Source organism: Enterobacter sp. D2 (genome assembly GCF_034427575.1).
GTDB lineage: Bacteria > Pseudomonadota > Gammaproteobacteria > Enterobacterales > Enterobacteriaceae > Enterobacter > Enterobacter cloacae_M.
Genome location: NZ_JAXQPP010000002.1, coordinates 258,322 through 273,407, shown reverse-complemented (window position 1 = coordinate 273,407; position 15,086 = coordinate 258,322). Strand labels below are relative to the sequence as shown.

The window sequence follows — 15,086 nt, the reverse complement described above, 5'->3', positions numbered from 1 at the left end:
GACTGAAAGGCCTGCCCGGCAGAGCGCTGGGCAGGAAAGGAAATTAGCCGACAAACATCACCGACACGCACAGCACGCCGACGATCAGCGTCAGCAGGTTGCCAATGGAGCGGTACTGTTTCAGGGAGGGGATCAGATACGTCGACAGCGTCGGCATGATAAACAGGATCATGGCGATAAGCGGGCCGCTGATGGCGTAAATCATCGAAATGGCGTTCGGGTTAATGCAGCAGACGGCAAAGGTGATTAACGACACTCCCATAATGGAAATCGCGCGGTTAAAGGCGCGGCTCTTTTTCACCCCCACCTGGTTCAGCGACGACTTCACGATCTCCGTCGCCCCTTCAATCACCCCAAAATAGGTGCCGAGAAACGATTTCGACATCGCAATAATCGCCACGATAATCCCGGAAATGCCCAGCCACGCCGGAGAAGAAGGCATCATCGACAGCGCGGACAGGATCGTTACCCCTTGCTCTTTGGCGGCCACAATGTACGACGGCGGAATTGAGAGCAGGCAGCTGAAGACAAAAAACAGCACGCTCAGGCAGATGATCAGGTACGCCACCTTCATGATTTTCTTGCATTTATCCATGGCACCGTCGGCAAACTTCTCGCGGCGATCAACGGCAAACGTTGAGATAATCGGGGTATGGCTGAAAGCAAATACCATCACCGGAATCGAAATCCACACCTGGTGCAGCGTATGGCGATCGACGGCCATCTGGCTGGTCAGCAGCGAGGGTTGCCAGCTGCCGATCAGGTAGAGCGAGACAAACAGAAAATAGGCAATCAGCGGAAACACCAGGAAGCCCATCACTTTTATCGTGATATGGCGACCCATCAGGAAGATCAGATTCAGGACCAGCACCACGCCCAGGCTGACCAGCACGCGAACGGCGGTATCCACCGTCAGGTGTTTCGCCAGCTGCTCCGTGAGCGAGTTGGTGATGGCCACCGCATAAATCTGCACCACCACAAAGAAGGCGATGAAATAGAGCGTGGTGATCAGGTTGCCAATCTTCCTGCCGTAGTAGTGCGAGACGGCGCCGGTGATCCCTTCGTTGCCTTTTGTTTTTGACGACAGGATAAATTGCGCCAGCGCTTTGTGCGGCCAGTAGGTTAAGGGATAGGCCACGAGGGCGGTAATAAACAGGACGATTGCGCCTGCGGAGCCCAGCTGAATGGGCAAGAACAGCGTTCCTGCGCCCACGGCCGTGCCATAGAGAGCGAAACTCCAGAGAGTCTCATCTTTTGACCAAATTTTCGACATTAGAGCAACGTATCAACTATCAAACCATCGGAATGGCGTGCAATTTACCATAGTTATGCCTGAAGAGCGCAGTTGCTTCGACGGAGTTTGGCCGGAACGGGCGTCCGGCCAGAGGTGGTTTAGCCTGCCAGGGCGCGCCGTTGCTGGCGACGCTTAAGAAATTTCTCGCGCAGGCTATCGTACGCCCAGTTATAGAACATGGTGTACGGCAGGAAGAACAGGAAGAAACCTATTTCCAGCGTGAATGCCTGAAGCAGGGTAACGCCCAGCACGGCGGCGACAATCGACACGCCAATCACAATAAACCCGCATTCGAACCCCAGCGCATGCAGCGCACGGACTTTTGCGGTACGTTTGACGCGCTGAACGGGCCAGAAACGGTCGAAGCCAAAGTTATAAATAATGTTCCACAGCATGGCGGTGGTGGCCAGAATAATGGTCAATCCCCCCATCTCCACCACGGAACGCTGCATTAGCCACGCCGCCGTAGGGGCGAGGATCGCCGTAGCAATCCCTTCGAAACAGACAGCATGAAAGATCCGCTCCGGCAGTTTACGTTGGAGTGCATCCTGATGTTGCATAGTCATAGACCTCATTAATTCGCCGGTATGGGCGTTGATGCAGCCTATTTTTATCGCTATAGCTGATATATTACAGATAGTATCCATCGCTAAAGTAGATAGGTTATGCGCTATTCACCCGAAGCCCTTACCGCGTTTGTCGAGACCGTTGCGGCGGGCTCTTTTTCTGCTGCTGCACGCCGGCTGCGTAAAAGCCAGTCGACGATCAGCACGTCCATTGCCAATCTTGAAGCCGATCTCGGTTTCGAGCTGTTTGACCGCTCGGCGCGTCAGCCGGTGTTAACGGTCCAGGGAGAACAGGTGCTGGGCTACGTGCAGGCTATCCTGGCCGCCAGCACGCGGCTGGACGAGCTGGCGGTGTCGCTAACGGCGCAAACGGAGGCGCGTCTGACGTTTGTCCTTTCCGATACCCTCAATCCGGACGTGCTGGAAGATATGATGAAACAGTTTGACGCGCGTTTTCCCCATACGGAATTCGAATGTCTGATTGGCGAGGAAGAGGACGTGATCGATCTGCTGCAAAAGGAGCGCGCGCAGATTGGCCTGACGGAAGCGCGCGACGGTTACCCTACGGATATTGGCGTCACCCGGTTGCCGATGCAGACCCGCATGGCGATCTACGTCGCGACCACGCATCCGCTGGCCGGACAACATGACGTTCAGCATGACGAGCTGCACGGCTGGCGCGAGCTGCGGCTCAGCACCTATCTTGAGCGCGAGGCTGAGATCGCGCGCGGGCCCGTCTGGTCAGCGCCGAATTACCTGTTACTCTTGAGTATGGCGGTACAGGGATTTGGCTGGTGCGTGCTGCCGTGTGCGCTGGTGGATGAATTTGCCGCTGCGAAATCCCTGGTACAGCTCAATGTTCCCGGCTGGCCGCGGGCGATCGGCATCGATCTGCTGTGGAATAAACGATCCCCTCCCGGCGTTGCCGGAAGCTGGCTACGGCAGTATCTGCAGGATGCGCGCTGATCCTTGTGATTAAACTCACTATTTTTAAACAATTAAGATAATTGCCAGTAACAATCCTCTACTATCGTCATGTCATTTAACACAGAGGTCGTGATGAAAGATGTCGTTATAGTGGGTGCGTTGCGTACAGCTATCGGCTGTTTTCAGGGATCGCTCGCGCGTCACTCGGCGGTTGAGCTGGGTAGCGTGGTGGTAAAAGCGCTGGTGGAACGTAGCGGGATCGCAGCACATGAAGTTGATGAGGTGATTCTGGGCCAGGTCCTCACGGCCGGTGCCGGGCAAAACCCTGCGCGTCAGGCGGCGCTGAAGGGCGGGCTGCCCAATACCGTCTCCGCTATCACCATCAACGACGTCTGTGGTTCAGGATTAAAAGCGCTGCATCTCGCGACGCAGGCCATTCAGTGTGGTGAGGCGGACGTGATCATCGCGGGCGGGCAGGAGAACATGAGCCGCGCGCCGCACGTGTTGACCGACAGCCGGACCGGCGCACAGCTGGGCAACAGCCAGCTGCTCGACAGCCTGGTGCATGACGGGCTGTGGGATGCGTTCAATGACTATCATATGGGCGTGACGGCGGAAAACCTGGCGCGCGAGTACGGCATCAGCCGTGAGGTGCAGGATGCCTATGCGCTAAGCTCGCAGCAAAAAGCGCGTGCGGCGATTGATTCCGGTCGCTTTCGCGACGAGATTGTCCCGGTCAGCACGCAGCGTCAGAGCGGCGAGCGTATCCTCGTGGATACCGATGAACAGCCGCGCACCGACGCCAGCGCAGAAGGCCTGGCGAGGCTGAATCCCGCGTTTGAAATGCAGGGCTCGGTGACGGCGGGAAATGCCTCTTCCATTAACGACGGCGCAGCCGCCGTCATGATGATGAGCGAAAGCAAAGCCCTTGAACTCGATCTTCCGGTCCTGGCCCGCATTAAAGCATTCGCCAGCGTGGGGGTTGATCCTGCGCTAATGGGGATCGCACCGGTCTACGCTACCCGCCGCTGCCTGGAGCGCGCGGGCTGGCAGCTTTCGGATGTGGATCTGATCGAAGTGAACGAAGCCTATGCCGCGCAGGCGATCTCCGTCGGAAAAATGCTGGAGTGGGATCCTCTGCGGGTCAACGTTAACGGCGGCGCGATCGCGCTGGGGCATCCTATCGGTGCGTCCGGCTGCCGGATCCTGGTTTCGCTGGTCCACGAAATGAAAAAACGTAATGCCCGCAAAGGGATTGCTACACTCTGTATAGGCGGCGGGCAAGGGGTGGCGCTGGCCATCGAACGCTAACCTCTTCTCAAACAAAATGACCTCCTCCGGGAGGTTTTTTTTCGCGTCCTTTTTCTCCCGGCGGTTGAATTGTGATCCGAACATCATTTCCGCTATAAACAAAAATAAAAATGAAACGTTGTTTTAAATATAATTGAAAAGCCCACTTTATGCCGATAGTATGTGCTCATTATGAAAAACGGAACGCTGTTTCGTTTATTTCCGCCTTCGGGCATGACCACATCTGGAGGTTACCGTGGACGTCAGAGAAAGCATCCACAGTGCGCACGCCAAAACGCTCGATACTCAGGGGCTGCGCAATGCATTTTTAGTCGAGCAGGTATTCGAGGCCGACAGGTACACCATGGTTTACAGCCATATCGACCGCATTATTGTGGGCGGGGTTATGCCCGTCACGAAAAGCGTCTCCGTGGGCGGTGAAGTCGGTAAACAGCTGGGCGTGAGCTACTTCCTTGAGCGTCGCGAACTCGGCGTGATTAACATCGGCGGGCCGGGCACCATCATCGTAGACGGACACTGCTATGAGATTGGCCATCGCGAGGCGCTGTACGTGGGTAAAGGGGCGAAAGACGTGGTCTTTGCCAGCATCGACGGCAGCAGGCCTGCGAAGTTTTACTACAACTGCGCGCCGGCCCACGCCACCTGCCCAACCAGGAAAGTGACCCCGGCAGACGTCGCGCCCGTGACGCTGGGCGACAACCTCACCAGCAACCGCCGCACCATCAATAAATACTTCGTGCCGGACGTGCTGGAGACCTGCCAGCTCAGCATGGGGTTGACCGAGCTTGCGCCGGGCAACCTGTGGAACACCATGCCGTGCCATACCCACGAGCGCCGCATGGAAGTCTACTTCTACTTCAATATGGATGAGGACGCCTGCGTGTTCCACATGATGGGACAGCCGCAGGAAACGCGCCATATCGTGATGCACAACGAGCAGGCGGTGATTTCACCGAGCTGGTCCATCCACTCCGGCGTAGGGACGAAAGCCTACACCTTTATCTGGGGAATGGTGGGCGAAAACCAGGTCTTTGATGATATGGACCACGTTGCGGTCGGCGATCTGCGCTAGTCGCGGGCGGTGAAGCATAAACCTGCCTGTGAGTGACAGGCTCTGAAAGAGTAAGGAATAAACATGATTCTGGATGCATTCTCTCTGCAGGGGAAAGTGGCGGTGGTTTCCGGGTGTGACACCGGGCTGGGTCAGGGCATGGCGCTAGGCCTGGCGGAAGCGGGCTGCGATATCGTCGGGATTAATATCGTTGAGCCTACGGAAACCATCGAGCGCGTGACGGCTCTTGGGCGCCGTTTCCTGAGCCTGACCGCCGACCTGCGTAAAATCGATACCATTCCTGAACTGCTGGATCGCGCGGTAGCGGAATTCGGTCATATCGACATTCTGGTCAACAACGCCGGGCTGATTCGGCGTGAAGATGCGATCAACTTCAGCGAACGCGACTGGGACGACGTGATGGATTTGAACATCAAGAGCGTATTTTTCATGTCCCAGGCGGCGGCGAAGCATTTTATTGCGCAGGGGAAAGGCGGCAAAATCATCAATATTGCCTCTATGCTCTCGTTCCAGGGCGGCATCCGCGTGCCGTCGTACACCGCGTCCAAAAGCGCCGTAATGGGCGTGACCCGCCTGCTGGCAAACGAATGGGCGAAACATAACATCAATGTGAATGCGATTGCGCCGGGCTACATGGCGACGAACAACACGCAGCAGCTGCGTGCGGACGAGCAGCGTAGCGCGGAAATCCTCGACCGCATTCCGGCCGGACGCTGGGGTCTGCCGAGCGATCTGATGGGGCCGGTTGTCTTCCTGGCCTCCTCCGCATCGGATTACATCAACGGCTACACCGTGGCTGTAGACGGCGGCTGGCTGGCGCGTTAATTCCACCCGTATTGAGAACCTCTGCCCGTGGGCGGAGGTTTTTTTGCGCAATAATTGGCTTAGTCCATATCGATAAAGATGAAAAATCCATACTAAAAAATCACTAATGACGGCAATCACACTTTTATTGCTTAAATATTAACTGATTAGTAAAAATACGTGATTATTCGCCACGAGTTGAAATTGTAATGTCCATCACAGAACCGTATGCCGTAGCGGAATAATCCATAACTTCGCGATTTCCGGCCTGACACTTTTCCTCGCTTTCTCGTAATTTCAGTTAACGAATTTTGCTGTTGAGGCAGGAAAAATATGACATCGATAAATGACTCTACCCTAATGCCCGCTGCGCTGCGCGATACTCGCCGCATGAACCAGTTTGTCTCCATTGCCGCCGCCGTGGCGGGCCTGTTATTTGGACTGGATATCGGCGTCATTGCCGGCGCATTACCGTTTATTACCGATCACTTTACCCTCAGCAGTCGCCTGCAGGAGTGGGTGGTGAGCAGCATGATGCTCGGCGCGGCCATTGGCGCGCTGTTCAACGGCTGGCTGTCGTTCCGCCTGGGGCGCAAATATAGCCTGATGGTCGGGGCAATTCTGTTCGTTGCCGGCTCCATTGGCTCGGCGTTTGCCGCTAACGTTGAAATCCTCCTGCTCTCCCGCGTGCTGCTGGGCGTGGCGGTGGGGATTGCGTCCTACACGGCGCCGCTTTATCTCTCCGAAATGGCGAGTGAAAACGTGCGCGGCAAGATGATCAGCATGTATCAGCTGATGGTCACGCTGGGTATTGTGCTGGCGTTCCTGTCTGATACCTACTTCAGCTACAGCGGCAACTGGCGCGCGATGCTGGGCGTGCTGGCCTTACCGGCGCTGGTGCTGATCGTCCTGGTGATTTTCCTGCCAAACAGCCCGCGCTGGCTGGCGCAAAAAGGGCGTCACGTGGAGGCGGAAGGGGTCCTGCGCATGCTGCGCGATACCTCGGAAAAAGCGCGCGAAGAGCTGAACGACATCCGCGAAAGCCTGAAGTTAAAGCAGGGCGGCTGGGCGCTATTTAAGATCAACCGCAACGTGCGCCGCGCGGTCTTCCTCGGCATGTTGCTGCAGGCGATGCAGCAGTTCACCGGGATGAACATCATCATGTACTACGCGCCGCGCATTTTCAAAATGGCCGGGTTTACCACTACGGAACAGCAGATGATCGCGACCCTGGTGGTCGGGCTGACCTTCATGTTCGCCACCTTTATTGCCGTGTTCACCGTGGACAAGGCGGGCCGCAAACCGGCGCTGAAGATTGGCTTCAGCGTGATGGCGCTCGGCACGCTGATCCTCGGCTACTGCCTGATGCAGTTTGATAACGGCACGGCCTCAAGCGGGCTTTCCTGGCTTTCTGTCGGGATGACCATGATGTGTATCGCAGGTTACGCGATGAGCGCCGCGCCGGTGGTGTGGATCCTGTGCTCCGAAATTCAGCCGCTCAAATGCCGTGATTTTGGCATCACCTGCTCCACGACCACCAACTGGGTATCAAACATGATCATCGGCGCGACCTTCCTGACGCTGCTGGACGCGATTGGCGCAGCGGGAACGTTCTGGCTCTATACGGTGCTGAACGTGGCGTTTATTGGCGTCACGTTCTGGCTGATCCCGGAAACCAAAGGCGTGACGCTGGAACATATCGAGCGCAAGCTGATGGCAGGGGAGAAACTGCGGAATATCGGCGTGCGATCGTAATGCCTGTTTAAGCGTTCAACACAAGTCAGAGTTGGTAAAATGGTTAGTCATTACAATAATAACGTAATGAAATTCACTACCAACTCTGGCAGGGAAGGATGAATAGAGGGATTTGAACTTAGGATAATTCTTAGGATAATGTATCATCGGAACACCGCTGTTATTTGCGCAACATGAAACGCATCCTAAAAAGAAGAATGTCTATGTCTGAGATGGATATCAAAAAAAGCACCGATCTTGATTTTCCCCGTTATACCTCCCCGGCAATACACGCTAAAGAAATTGATCTTTTCGGTTTATTAGCGGTCCTTTTGGCGGCCAAAAAACGCATTGTCACCATTACCCTTGCTTTTGCACTGGCGGGGCTGGCCATTTCATTTTTACTGCCGCAGAAGTGGACCAGTAAAGCAGTGATCACTCAGGCAGAATCGTCGCAGTGGAACCCGCTGCGCCAGATGATGGTAGCGTTGCAGGTACTTGACGTGGACGCGAAAATTTCCCGTCCGGAAGTCTTTGACATGTTTATTAAAAAGTTTCAGTCGCAGTCATTGCTTGAAGAGTATCTGAAATCCTCTCCTTACGTGATGTCACAACTTAAAGATGCCGAGGTGGATCCGCTTGAGCTGCATCGGGCGATAGTTAACATTTCAGACAGAATGAAAGCGGTGAATGACGCTCAGGGAAAAGACGCGGATAAAGCGCCTTTTGTCTCCTGGACATTGAGCTTCACTGCGCCGACAGCTGACGATGCTCAAGCCGTACTAAATGGATACATCGATTATATCGCGGCTATTGTTGAAAAAGAGACGGTGCAGAATATCCGCAACCAGATCGCCCTGAAAAAGAATGTCGTTGAGCAGCAGCTGGAACTGGATCGTGTCCGTCTGACTAATATTCACAATACCAACCTGCAGCGACTGAATTATTCGCTGGAAGTGGCAAATGCCGCAGGCATTAAGAAACCAGTTTACAGCAACGGGCAGGCCGTAAAAGATGACCCGGATTACTCCGTTGCGCTCGGCGCTGACGGTATCGCGCAAAAGCTGCAGATCGAAAAAAATCTGAAGGACGTGACCGAGCTGAATGCGGATTTCCAGAACCGGGAATACCACCTCGCACAGCTGAAAAAGCTCTCCTTTGCCGATGTTAAACTTGAGCCATTCCGGTACCAGCTCTCTCCTTCCATGCCGGTGAAAAAGGATGGCCCGGGCAAGGCTCTAATGGTCGTCCTGGCGGCGCTTCTGGGGGGCCTGTTTGCCTGCGGTAGCGTTTTACTGCGCGAGGCGATGCTCGCACGTACTTCGCCGCCGGAGCCGGTAGCGGAATAAGCTCTGCAGTTTAAAAGGCGCTGAATACAGCGCCTTTTTTTATGTGCATCGGTTGTGTTAAAAAAGAGACCAAAGATAAGGAGGGATGATGAAAACGATCGGCCTGTTAGGCGGAATGAGCTGGGAATCGACAATCCCTTATTACCGCCTGATTAATGAAGGGGTAAAGCAGCGTCTGGGTGGTCTGCACTCCGCAAGCCTGCTGCTGCACAGCGTTGATTTCCATGAAATTGAAGCCTGTCAGTCGAGCGGTGAGTGGGATAAAGCCGGCGAGATTCTGGCTCAGGCGGCGCTGGGGCTGGAGCGCGCCGGCGCCGAGGGTATTGTGCTTTGTACCAATACCATGCACAAAGTGGCGTCGCATATTGAGGAGCGCTGTTCGCTGCCGTTTCTGCATATCGCGGACGCAACCGGGCGTGCGATTGCGGCATCCGGGATGTGCCGCGTAGCGCTTTTGGGTACACGCTACACCATGGAACAGGATTTTTATCGTGGACGTTTGAACAGTGAATTTGGGATAGAGAGCCTGATCCCGGATGAAGAAGATCGGGCGCGCATCAATCAGATTATCTTTGACGAGCTCTGCCTCGGTACCTTCACCGAATCTTCCCGCGCGTATTACGTCAGCGTCATCGATAAACTCGCGCAGCAGGGGGCTGAAGGCGCGATCTTCGGCTGCACCGAGATTGGCCTGCTGGTGCCAGCCGAGCGAAGCCCCGTCCCGGTATTCGATACCACCGCCATCCATGCCGCGGATGCCGTGGCGTTTATGCTGTCATAACGGGTTTTGCAGGTCAGGTAAGCGAAGCGCCACCTGGCGCGCGTGCTCCTTTAAGTGTTCGGTGAACGCGTCCACCAGCGCGGAAGCCGGACGGTGCAGCGGGCGGATCAGGCTCACGGTGAACGGGACGGAGACGCTAAAGCGGCGGATGACGATCCCGCTTCCGGCATAGTCCAGCGCCGTGAGCGGATTCACCACCGCGACGCCGACGCCTGCACGCACCATCGCGCAAATCGAAGCCGCGCTGTGCGTTTCTACCACCATTCGCCGTTTGACCTGATGCTCGGCAAACAGCGAATCCAGCAGCTGTCTGTAGCTGTCTGTCTGCGAAAGGCTAATGTAGTTTTCCCCGTGGAAATCCTCCGGTGTGAGCACCGCCTTACCGGCAAGCCGATGCCCTGCGGGCAGAACGCACACTTCATCTAACGAGATCAACTCCGTGCGCGCCGTTCCCGCCGGCGTGGAGAGGGTTTCAGTTAAGCCTAAATCATGACGCTGGGCCGAAAGCCACTCTTCAAGCAGGGGGGATTCCTGAGGCACGATGGTGAGGCTGACCTCCGGGTATCGGGCCAGAAAAGGCTGCAGCAGCATCGGCAAAAAGGATTGCGAAAAGACGGGCAGGCAGACGATCGACAGCTCGCCCTGGCGAAACTCGCGCAGGCTTTCCGCAGCACTCACTATTCTGTCCAGTCCGTACCAGGAGCGCTGGACTTCCTCGAACAGGCGCAACCCCTGCACCGTCGGGTGAAGCCTGCCCCGGGTGCGCTCGAACAGCTTCAGCCCCAGCACTTTCTCGAAGCGGGCCAGCTCGCGGCTCACCGTCGGCTGCGAGGTATGCAGCATCTGTGCGGCTTCGGTGAGATTGCCGGTAGTCATCACGGCGTGAAAAATCTCGATGTGGCGTAAATTGACGGCGGGCATAGGGCACCTGAAAGCAGATTACTGTCCATATCATTTTTGCATAGACTCGCGATAAAACGATATTTTTTATTCTCTTCGCGCTGTGGCGTAATCATCAAAACGCATTTACCCGGAGAAGACCATGCCACGCCCGCTGAACCAGACCGATACCGATTTGAACGCCGACAACCTGCTGCGCCTGCCTGCCGAGTTTGGCTGTCCGGTGTGGGTCTATGACGCGCAGATCGTTCGCGAGAAGATCGCTGCTCTGCATCAGTTTGACGTGGTGCGTTTTGCCCAGAAGGCCTGCTCCAATATTCATATTCTGCGCCTGATGCGTGAGCAGGGCGTGAAGGTCGACTCCGTCTCGCTTGGCGAAATCGAGCGCGCGCTGGTAGCCGGATTCGATCCGAAAGCCGACAGCGACGCGATCGTCTTTACTGCCGATGTGATCGACGATGCGACGCTTGCGCGCGTCCACGAACTGCAGATCCCGGTGAATGCCGGCTCTGTAGATATGCTGGAGCAGCTGGGTAAGGTTTCTCCCGGCCATCGCGTCTGGCTGCGCGTGAACCCGGGTTTTGGTCATGGTCATAGCCAAAAAACCAACACTGGCGGCGAAAACAGCAAACACGGTATCTGGTATGCCGATATGCCAGCCGCGCTTGACGTGTTGCAGCGTTATAACCTGAAGCTGGTCGGCATTCATATGCACATTGGCTCTGGCGTGGATTATGCGCATCTTGAGCAGGTCTGCGGGGCGATGGTGCGTCAGGTTGTCGATTTTGGTCAGGATCTGGAGGCCATCTCCGCAGGTGGTGGGCTTTCTATTCCTTACCGTGAAGGTGAAGAGGCGATCGATACCGATCACTATTACGGTCTGTGGAGCGCCGCGCGTGACCAGATCGCTGCGCATCTTGGCCATGCTGTGAAACTGGAAATTGAGCCGGGTCGTTTCCTGGTGGCGGAAGCCGGCGTGCTGGTTTCGCAGGTCCGCAGCGTCAAAGAGATGGGGTCTCGCCACTTCGTATTGATTGATGCAGGCTTTAACGATCTGATGCGTCCGTCCATGTACGGCAGCTATCACCACATTACCGCCCTGGCCGCCGACGGCCGTGATTTAACGCAGGCGCCGCGGATTGAGACGGTCGTTGCGGGACCGCTGTGCGAATCGGGTGACGTGTTTACCCAGCAGGAAGGCGGCAAAGTGGAGACCCGCGCGCTGCCAGAGGTCAAACCGGGTGATTATCTTGTGCTGCATGATACCGGTGCCTACGGGGCGTCGATGTCATCTAACTACAACAGCCGCCCGCTGCTGCCGGAAGTGCTGTTTGATAACGGCAAGGCACGGCTGATCCGTCGTCGTCAGACCATTCAGGAACTGCTGGCTTTAGAACTCATCTGATGAAAGTAGGGCCCCGTTGTAACCGAATCGCGTAACACCAGCGTGCCGGTAAACGGCGGGATGGCATCGACCGGCTGGTTTTTTGCCAGCCGGATCGCCTGATCGATGGCCGTGACAATCATATTGTCGATGGGCAGATAAACCGATGAGAGCGCAGGCTCCAGCCATTTCGCGCTTGGGGCATCGTCAAAGCCGAACAGTGAAATATCCTGCGGAATTTTAAGCCCTGCCTGGTGTAACGCTTTGGACGCCCCCAGGGCCATATCGTCGTTACAGGCAAACAGGGCGCTAAACGACACACCGTCGGCAATCAACTCCTTGCACAGCTCGTATCCCCGCGTCATTCCCGCATCGCCGTACTTTATCCGACGCTCGTCCAGGCGAATGCCGTGCTTTTCCAGCGCCTTACGGTAGCCCATCAGCCGCGCTTTCCCGGTTGGGGTGTGGATCGGAACGGTGATACAGGCGATCTCCCGATGGCCCTGGGCGATCAGGTAATCCACGGCCTTAAACGCGGCATCCTGCTGTTCAAAAAATACGCAGCGATCTGGCGCCTGGCTCACTTCGCGGTTAATGACCACCAGCGGCGTTTTCACGGTGTTCATCAGTTTGACGATCGCTTTTTCGCTCATGTAGCGCGTGTAAAGCACGATGGCATCGCACTGGCGATCGGCCAGCATCTGCACGGCCTGTTCTTCCTGTTCCGGCGCGTCGTGACCGTCGGTGACGATCAGCTGTTTCCCGTGAGTTTCCGTCTGCCGCGACGCCTGCTGGAGAAGACGACCAAAGTAAAAGCCGTCGAAGGTCGAGACGACCAGGCCAATGCTGTTGCTGGTCTGGTTAGCCAGCGAACGCGCGAGAAAGTTCGGGCGATAGCCCAGCTCTTCCATCGCAGCAAAGACCTGCTGACGCGTACTCTCTTTAACCTGACCTGTGCCGTTCAGCACGCGCGAGACGGTAGCCTTCGACACGCCCGCACGCAGTGAGACATCCAGCATTGTTGCCATTCTACATTCCTGCTTCCACGTAATGGTTTGCAGTTTAACACAGACCTCACGGCGTATAAGCGATGCGGGAGGCGCAAAACTTCTGCCACGATCACGCTTTTTGGTCACGATTCGTCTGGCCTGCGTGAAGTAAAACGAAATAGTCTGACTCTGGTAAAGTAATCGCCGAACCGAGCTGGGGCGACAGGCCAGCAAATAGACGAGAAAACGCAGGTGAAACGTGAAAAAGATAGCCATCCTTCCGCTTTACCAGGCACCGCACTATGCGGAGCAGGTCACCGACTGGCTCTGGCAGGCCTTTGGCGAAGGGCTTTCCCGGGAATTTTTCCACAGCATTATTGAGCACAGCCAGACGCCGGGAGCATTACCGCTGACCTTTATCGCCGTTGAAGACGAAAAGCTTGTTGGTACGGTAGGGCTCTGGCGCTGCGATTTGATCACGCGTCAGGATCTCTTTCCGTGGCTGGCGGCGCTCTACGTTGACGACGCGTCGCGAGGCAAGGGGCTGGCAGGAAAGCTACAGCAGCACGTTATTACCTGGGCCGCGCAGGCGGGATATGAAGAACTGCACCTCTGGTCTGCCTGCCGCGACTTCTACGAACGTTACGGCTGGCAGTATATCGGTGATGGGCTGGAATACCCCAACACGCGGGTTCACCTCTATCGTTATTCGCTCTGCGCTTCCGCAGGTGAAGCAACGGAGTGACGGCGAACCAGCGTCGGGCTAAACAGATGCGTAATATCCGGCGGCTGGCGCTGTTCAGCCAGCGCTAGCGCCAGCTCGGCGGCCTGCGTCGCCATGGTGATAATCGGGTAGCGTACGGTGGTCAGCCGCGGGCGCACGTAGCGAGAGACCAGCACGTCGTCGAAGCCAATCAGCGAAATTTCTGCCGGAACCTCAATCCCGTTGTCATTCAGCACCCCCATTGCCCCCGCGGCCATGGAGTCGTTATAGCTGGCAACCGCCGTGAAATTTCGTCCGCGACCCAGCAGCTCGGTCATGGCCTGTTCACCGCCGCTCTCATCCGGTTCACCGTAGGCCAGCAGACGGTCATTACACGGCAGGCCGTTTTCGCGCAGGGCGTCGTAGTAGCCCTGCAGGCGGTCTTCCGCATCAGAAATCGGATGATTGGAACAGAGATAGCCAATCCGGGTATGGCCCTGTTGAATCAGATGACGGGTCGCAAGCCAGGCGCCGTAGCGGTCGTCGAGGGCCACACAGCGTTTTTCAAACCCGGGAATAATGCGGTTGATGATCACCATTCCGGGCATCTGCTTCATCAGGTGAATCAGCTCGGCATCCGGGATCATTTTGGCGTGAACCACCAGCGCGGCGCAGCGGTGGCGGATCAGCTGCTCGATGGCCTGGCGTTCTTTTTGCTCATTATGATAGCCATTGCCGATCAGCAAAAAATTGCCTGTCTGGTAAGAGACCTGTTCAACCGCTTTCACCATGGCGCCGAAAAAGGGGTCGGAAACATCACCCACTACCAGCCCAATAGTTTCGGTGGACTGCTGGGCGAGCGCGCGGGCATTGGCATTGGGATGATAATTCAGGGATTCCATGGCGGTTTGTACCGCCTGGCGCGATGCGTCACTGGCTTTTGGGGAGTCGTTAATCACTCGAGAGACGGTTGCCACCGACACACCTGCCAGACGGGCCACATCCTTTATTGTCGCCATTCATTACCTTCTTATTGGGGGTAAGCGTTTACACACCAAATAGTGTTGCGGAAAAGCGCCGCCCATTCAAGGGGAGCGGATTTTCGCTCTCTACAAACGTGACGCAGGACAACACTGGTAGTGTAATCGTTACACGCGCAGTCATGTCTGAAGAATGTCAATCTGAACCTTTGGTTACACTTTGCGTCAGGCTGTTGCGATTGTCCGATGGCAAGGATGTTAGAGAGGTTGATACAGTCGAAATCCCAGAGGT

14 protein-coding genes are annotated in these 15,086 nt (G+C 56.1%); 9 read left to right on the top strand and 5 right to left on the bottom strand.

The window, feature by feature from the left end:
* Positions 1–43 precede the first annotated feature (43 nt).
* Together SPG90_RS13455 and SPG90_RS13450 are read right to left on the bottom strand one after the other, a co-directional pair.
* The gene (locus tag SPG90_RS13455; protein ID WP_047173544.1) at positions 44–1,273 is read right to left on the bottom strand and encodes an amino acid permease; all 1,230 of its coding nucleotides are present in this window, start codon (positions 1,271–1,273) and stop codon (positions 44–46) included.
* A gap of 119 nt (positions 1,274–1,392) precedes the next feature.
* Positions 1,393–1,854: a multidrug/biocide efflux PACE transporter gene (locus SPG90_RS13450; RefSeq protein ID WP_023309065.1), complete on the bottom strand. Its 462-nt coding sequence runs from the start codon at positions 1,852–1,854 to the stop codon at positions 1,393–1,395.
* A gap of 105 nt (positions 1,855–1,959) precedes the next feature.
* On the opposite strand from SPG90_RS13450, the gene SPG90_RS13445 reads away from it, so the two are divergent.
* From SPG90_RS13445 to SPG90_RS13415, 7 genes are all read left to right on the top strand, one after another.
* Complete coding sequence (locus SPG90_RS13445; protein ID WP_047173543.1) at positions 1,960–2,826, top strand: LysR family transcriptional regulator; 867 nt, start codon at positions 1,960–1,962, stop codon at positions 2,824–2,826.
* A gap of 93 nt (positions 2,827–2,919) precedes the next feature.
* Positions 2,920–4,098: an acetyl-CoA C-acetyltransferase gene (locus SPG90_RS13440; protein ID WP_023309063.1), complete on the top strand. Its 1,179-nt coding sequence runs from the start codon at positions 2,920–2,922 to the stop codon at positions 4,096–4,098.
* Between the two features lie 235 nt (positions 4,099–4,333).
* Positions 4,334–5,170: a 5-dehydro-4-deoxy-D-glucuronate isomerase gene (kduI, locus tag SPG90_RS13435; protein ID WP_023309062.1), complete on the top strand. Its 837-nt coding sequence runs from the start codon at positions 4,334–4,336 to the stop codon at positions 5,168–5,170.
* 63 nt (positions 5,171–5,233) lie between these two features.
* Complete coding sequence (kduD, locus tag SPG90_RS13430; protein WP_047173541.1) at positions 5,234–5,995, top strand: 2-dehydro-3-deoxy-D-gluconate 5-dehydrogenase KduD; 762 nt, start codon at positions 5,234–5,236, stop codon at positions 5,993–5,995.
* 312 nt (positions 5,996–6,307) lie between these two features.
* Positions 6,308–7,729 (top strand): sugar porter family MFS transporter, encoded by a 1,422-nt coding sequence (locus tag SPG90_RS13425; protein WP_126303070.1) that lies wholly within the window; start codon positions 6,308–6,310, stop codon positions 7,727–7,729.
* Positions 7,730–7,932: 203 nt separating this feature from the next.
* Complete coding sequence (gene wzz(fepE), locus SPG90_RS13420; protein ID WP_045404620.1) at positions 7,933–9,057, top strand: LPS O-antigen length regulator Wzz(fepE); 1,125 nt, start codon at positions 7,933–7,935, stop codon at positions 9,055–9,057.
* 88 nt (positions 9,058–9,145) lie between these two features.
* On the top strand, positions 9,146–9,838 hold the full coding sequence (locus SPG90_RS13415; RefSeq protein WP_045404617.1) for an aspartate/glutamate racemase: 693 nt from the start codon (positions 9,146–9,148) through the stop codon (positions 9,836–9,838).
* Here the strand turns inward: SPG90_RS13415 and SPG90_RS13410 are convergent.
* Positions 9,833–10,759 (bottom strand): LysR family transcriptional regulator, encoded by a 927-nt coding sequence (locus tag SPG90_RS13410; RefSeq protein WP_163354190.1) that lies wholly within the window; start codon positions 10,757–10,759, stop codon positions 9,833–9,835. The genes SPG90_RS13415 and SPG90_RS13410 overlap by 6 nt on opposite strands.
* Positions 10,760–10,880: 121 nt before the next feature.
* On the opposite strand from SPG90_RS13410, the gene lysA reads away from it, so the two are divergent.
* Entirely contained in the window at positions 10,881–12,143 is a 1,263-nt protein-coding gene (gene lysA, locus SPG90_RS13405) for a diaminopimelate decarboxylase (protein ID WP_045404613.1), read from the top strand.
* On the opposite strand, the gene SPG90_RS13400 is transcribed toward lysA, so the two are convergent.
* Positions 12,113–13,150, bottom strand: a complete 1,038-nt coding sequence (locus tag SPG90_RS13400) for a LacI family DNA-binding transcriptional regulator (protein WP_045404611.1) — start codon at positions 13,148–13,150, stop codon at positions 12,113–12,115. The two genes, lysA and SPG90_RS13400, sit on opposite strands and share 31 nt — an antisense overlap.
* A 229-nt stretch (positions 13,151–13,379) precedes the next feature.
* Between SPG90_RS13400 and SPG90_RS13395 the strand changes: the two genes are divergently transcribed.
* Entirely contained in the window at positions 13,380–13,856 is a 477-nt protein-coding gene (locus tag SPG90_RS13395; RefSeq protein WP_032668263.1) for a GNAT family N-acetyltransferase, read from the top strand.
* Here the strand turns inward: SPG90_RS13395 and galR are convergent.
* On the bottom strand, positions 13,817–14,833 hold the full coding sequence (galR, locus tag SPG90_RS13390; RefSeq protein ID WP_322408189.1) for an HTH-type transcriptional regulator GalR: 1,017 nt from the start codon (positions 14,831–14,833) through the stop codon (positions 13,817–13,819). The two genes, SPG90_RS13395 and galR, sit on opposite strands and share 40 nt — an antisense overlap.
* Between the last annotated feature and the right edge of the window lie 253 nt (positions 14,834–15,086).

Coding starts and splice junctions, on each gene's coding strand:
- kduD (WP_047173541.1), top strand. CDS start 5,234: ATGATTCTGGATGCATTCTCTCTGCAGGGGAAAGTGGCGGTGGTTTCC.
- SPG90_RS13440 (WP_023309063.1), top strand. CDS start 2,920: ATGAAAGATGTCGTTATAGTGGGTGCGTTGCGTACAGCTATCGGCTGT.
- SPG90_RS13400 (WP_045404611.1), bottom strand. CDS start 13,150: ATGGCAACAATGCTGGATGTCTCACTGCGTGCGGGCGTGTCGAAGGCT.
- SPG90_RS13425 (WP_126303070.1), top strand. CDS start 6,308: ATGACATCGATAAATGACTCTACCCTAATGCCCGCTGCGCTGCGCGAT.
- SPG90_RS13445 (WP_047173543.1), top strand. CDS start 1,960: ATGCGCTATTCACCCGAAGCCCTTACCGCGTTTGTCGAGACCGTTGCG.
- SPG90_RS13415 (WP_045404617.1), top strand. CDS start 9,146: ATGAAAACGATCGGCCTGTTAGGCGGAATGAGCTGGGAATCGACAATC.
- SPG90_RS13455 (WP_047173544.1), bottom strand. CDS start 1,273: ATGTCGAAAATTTGGTCAAAAGATGAGACTCTCTGGAGTTTCGCTCTC.
- SPG90_RS13450 (WP_023309065.1), bottom strand. CDS start 1,854: ATGCAACATCAGGATGCACTCCAACGTAAACTGCCGGAGCGGATCTTT.
- lysA (WP_045404613.1), top strand. CDS start 10,881: ATGCCACGCCCGCTGAACCAGACCGATACCGATTTGAACGCCGACAAC.
- SPG90_RS13410 (WP_163354190.1), bottom strand. CDS start 10,759: ATGCCCGCCGTCAATTTACGCCACATCGAGATTTTTCACGCCGTGATG.
- galR (WP_322408189.1), bottom strand. CDS start 14,833: ATGGCGACAATAAAGGATGTGGCCCGTCTGGCAGGTGTGTCGGTGGCA.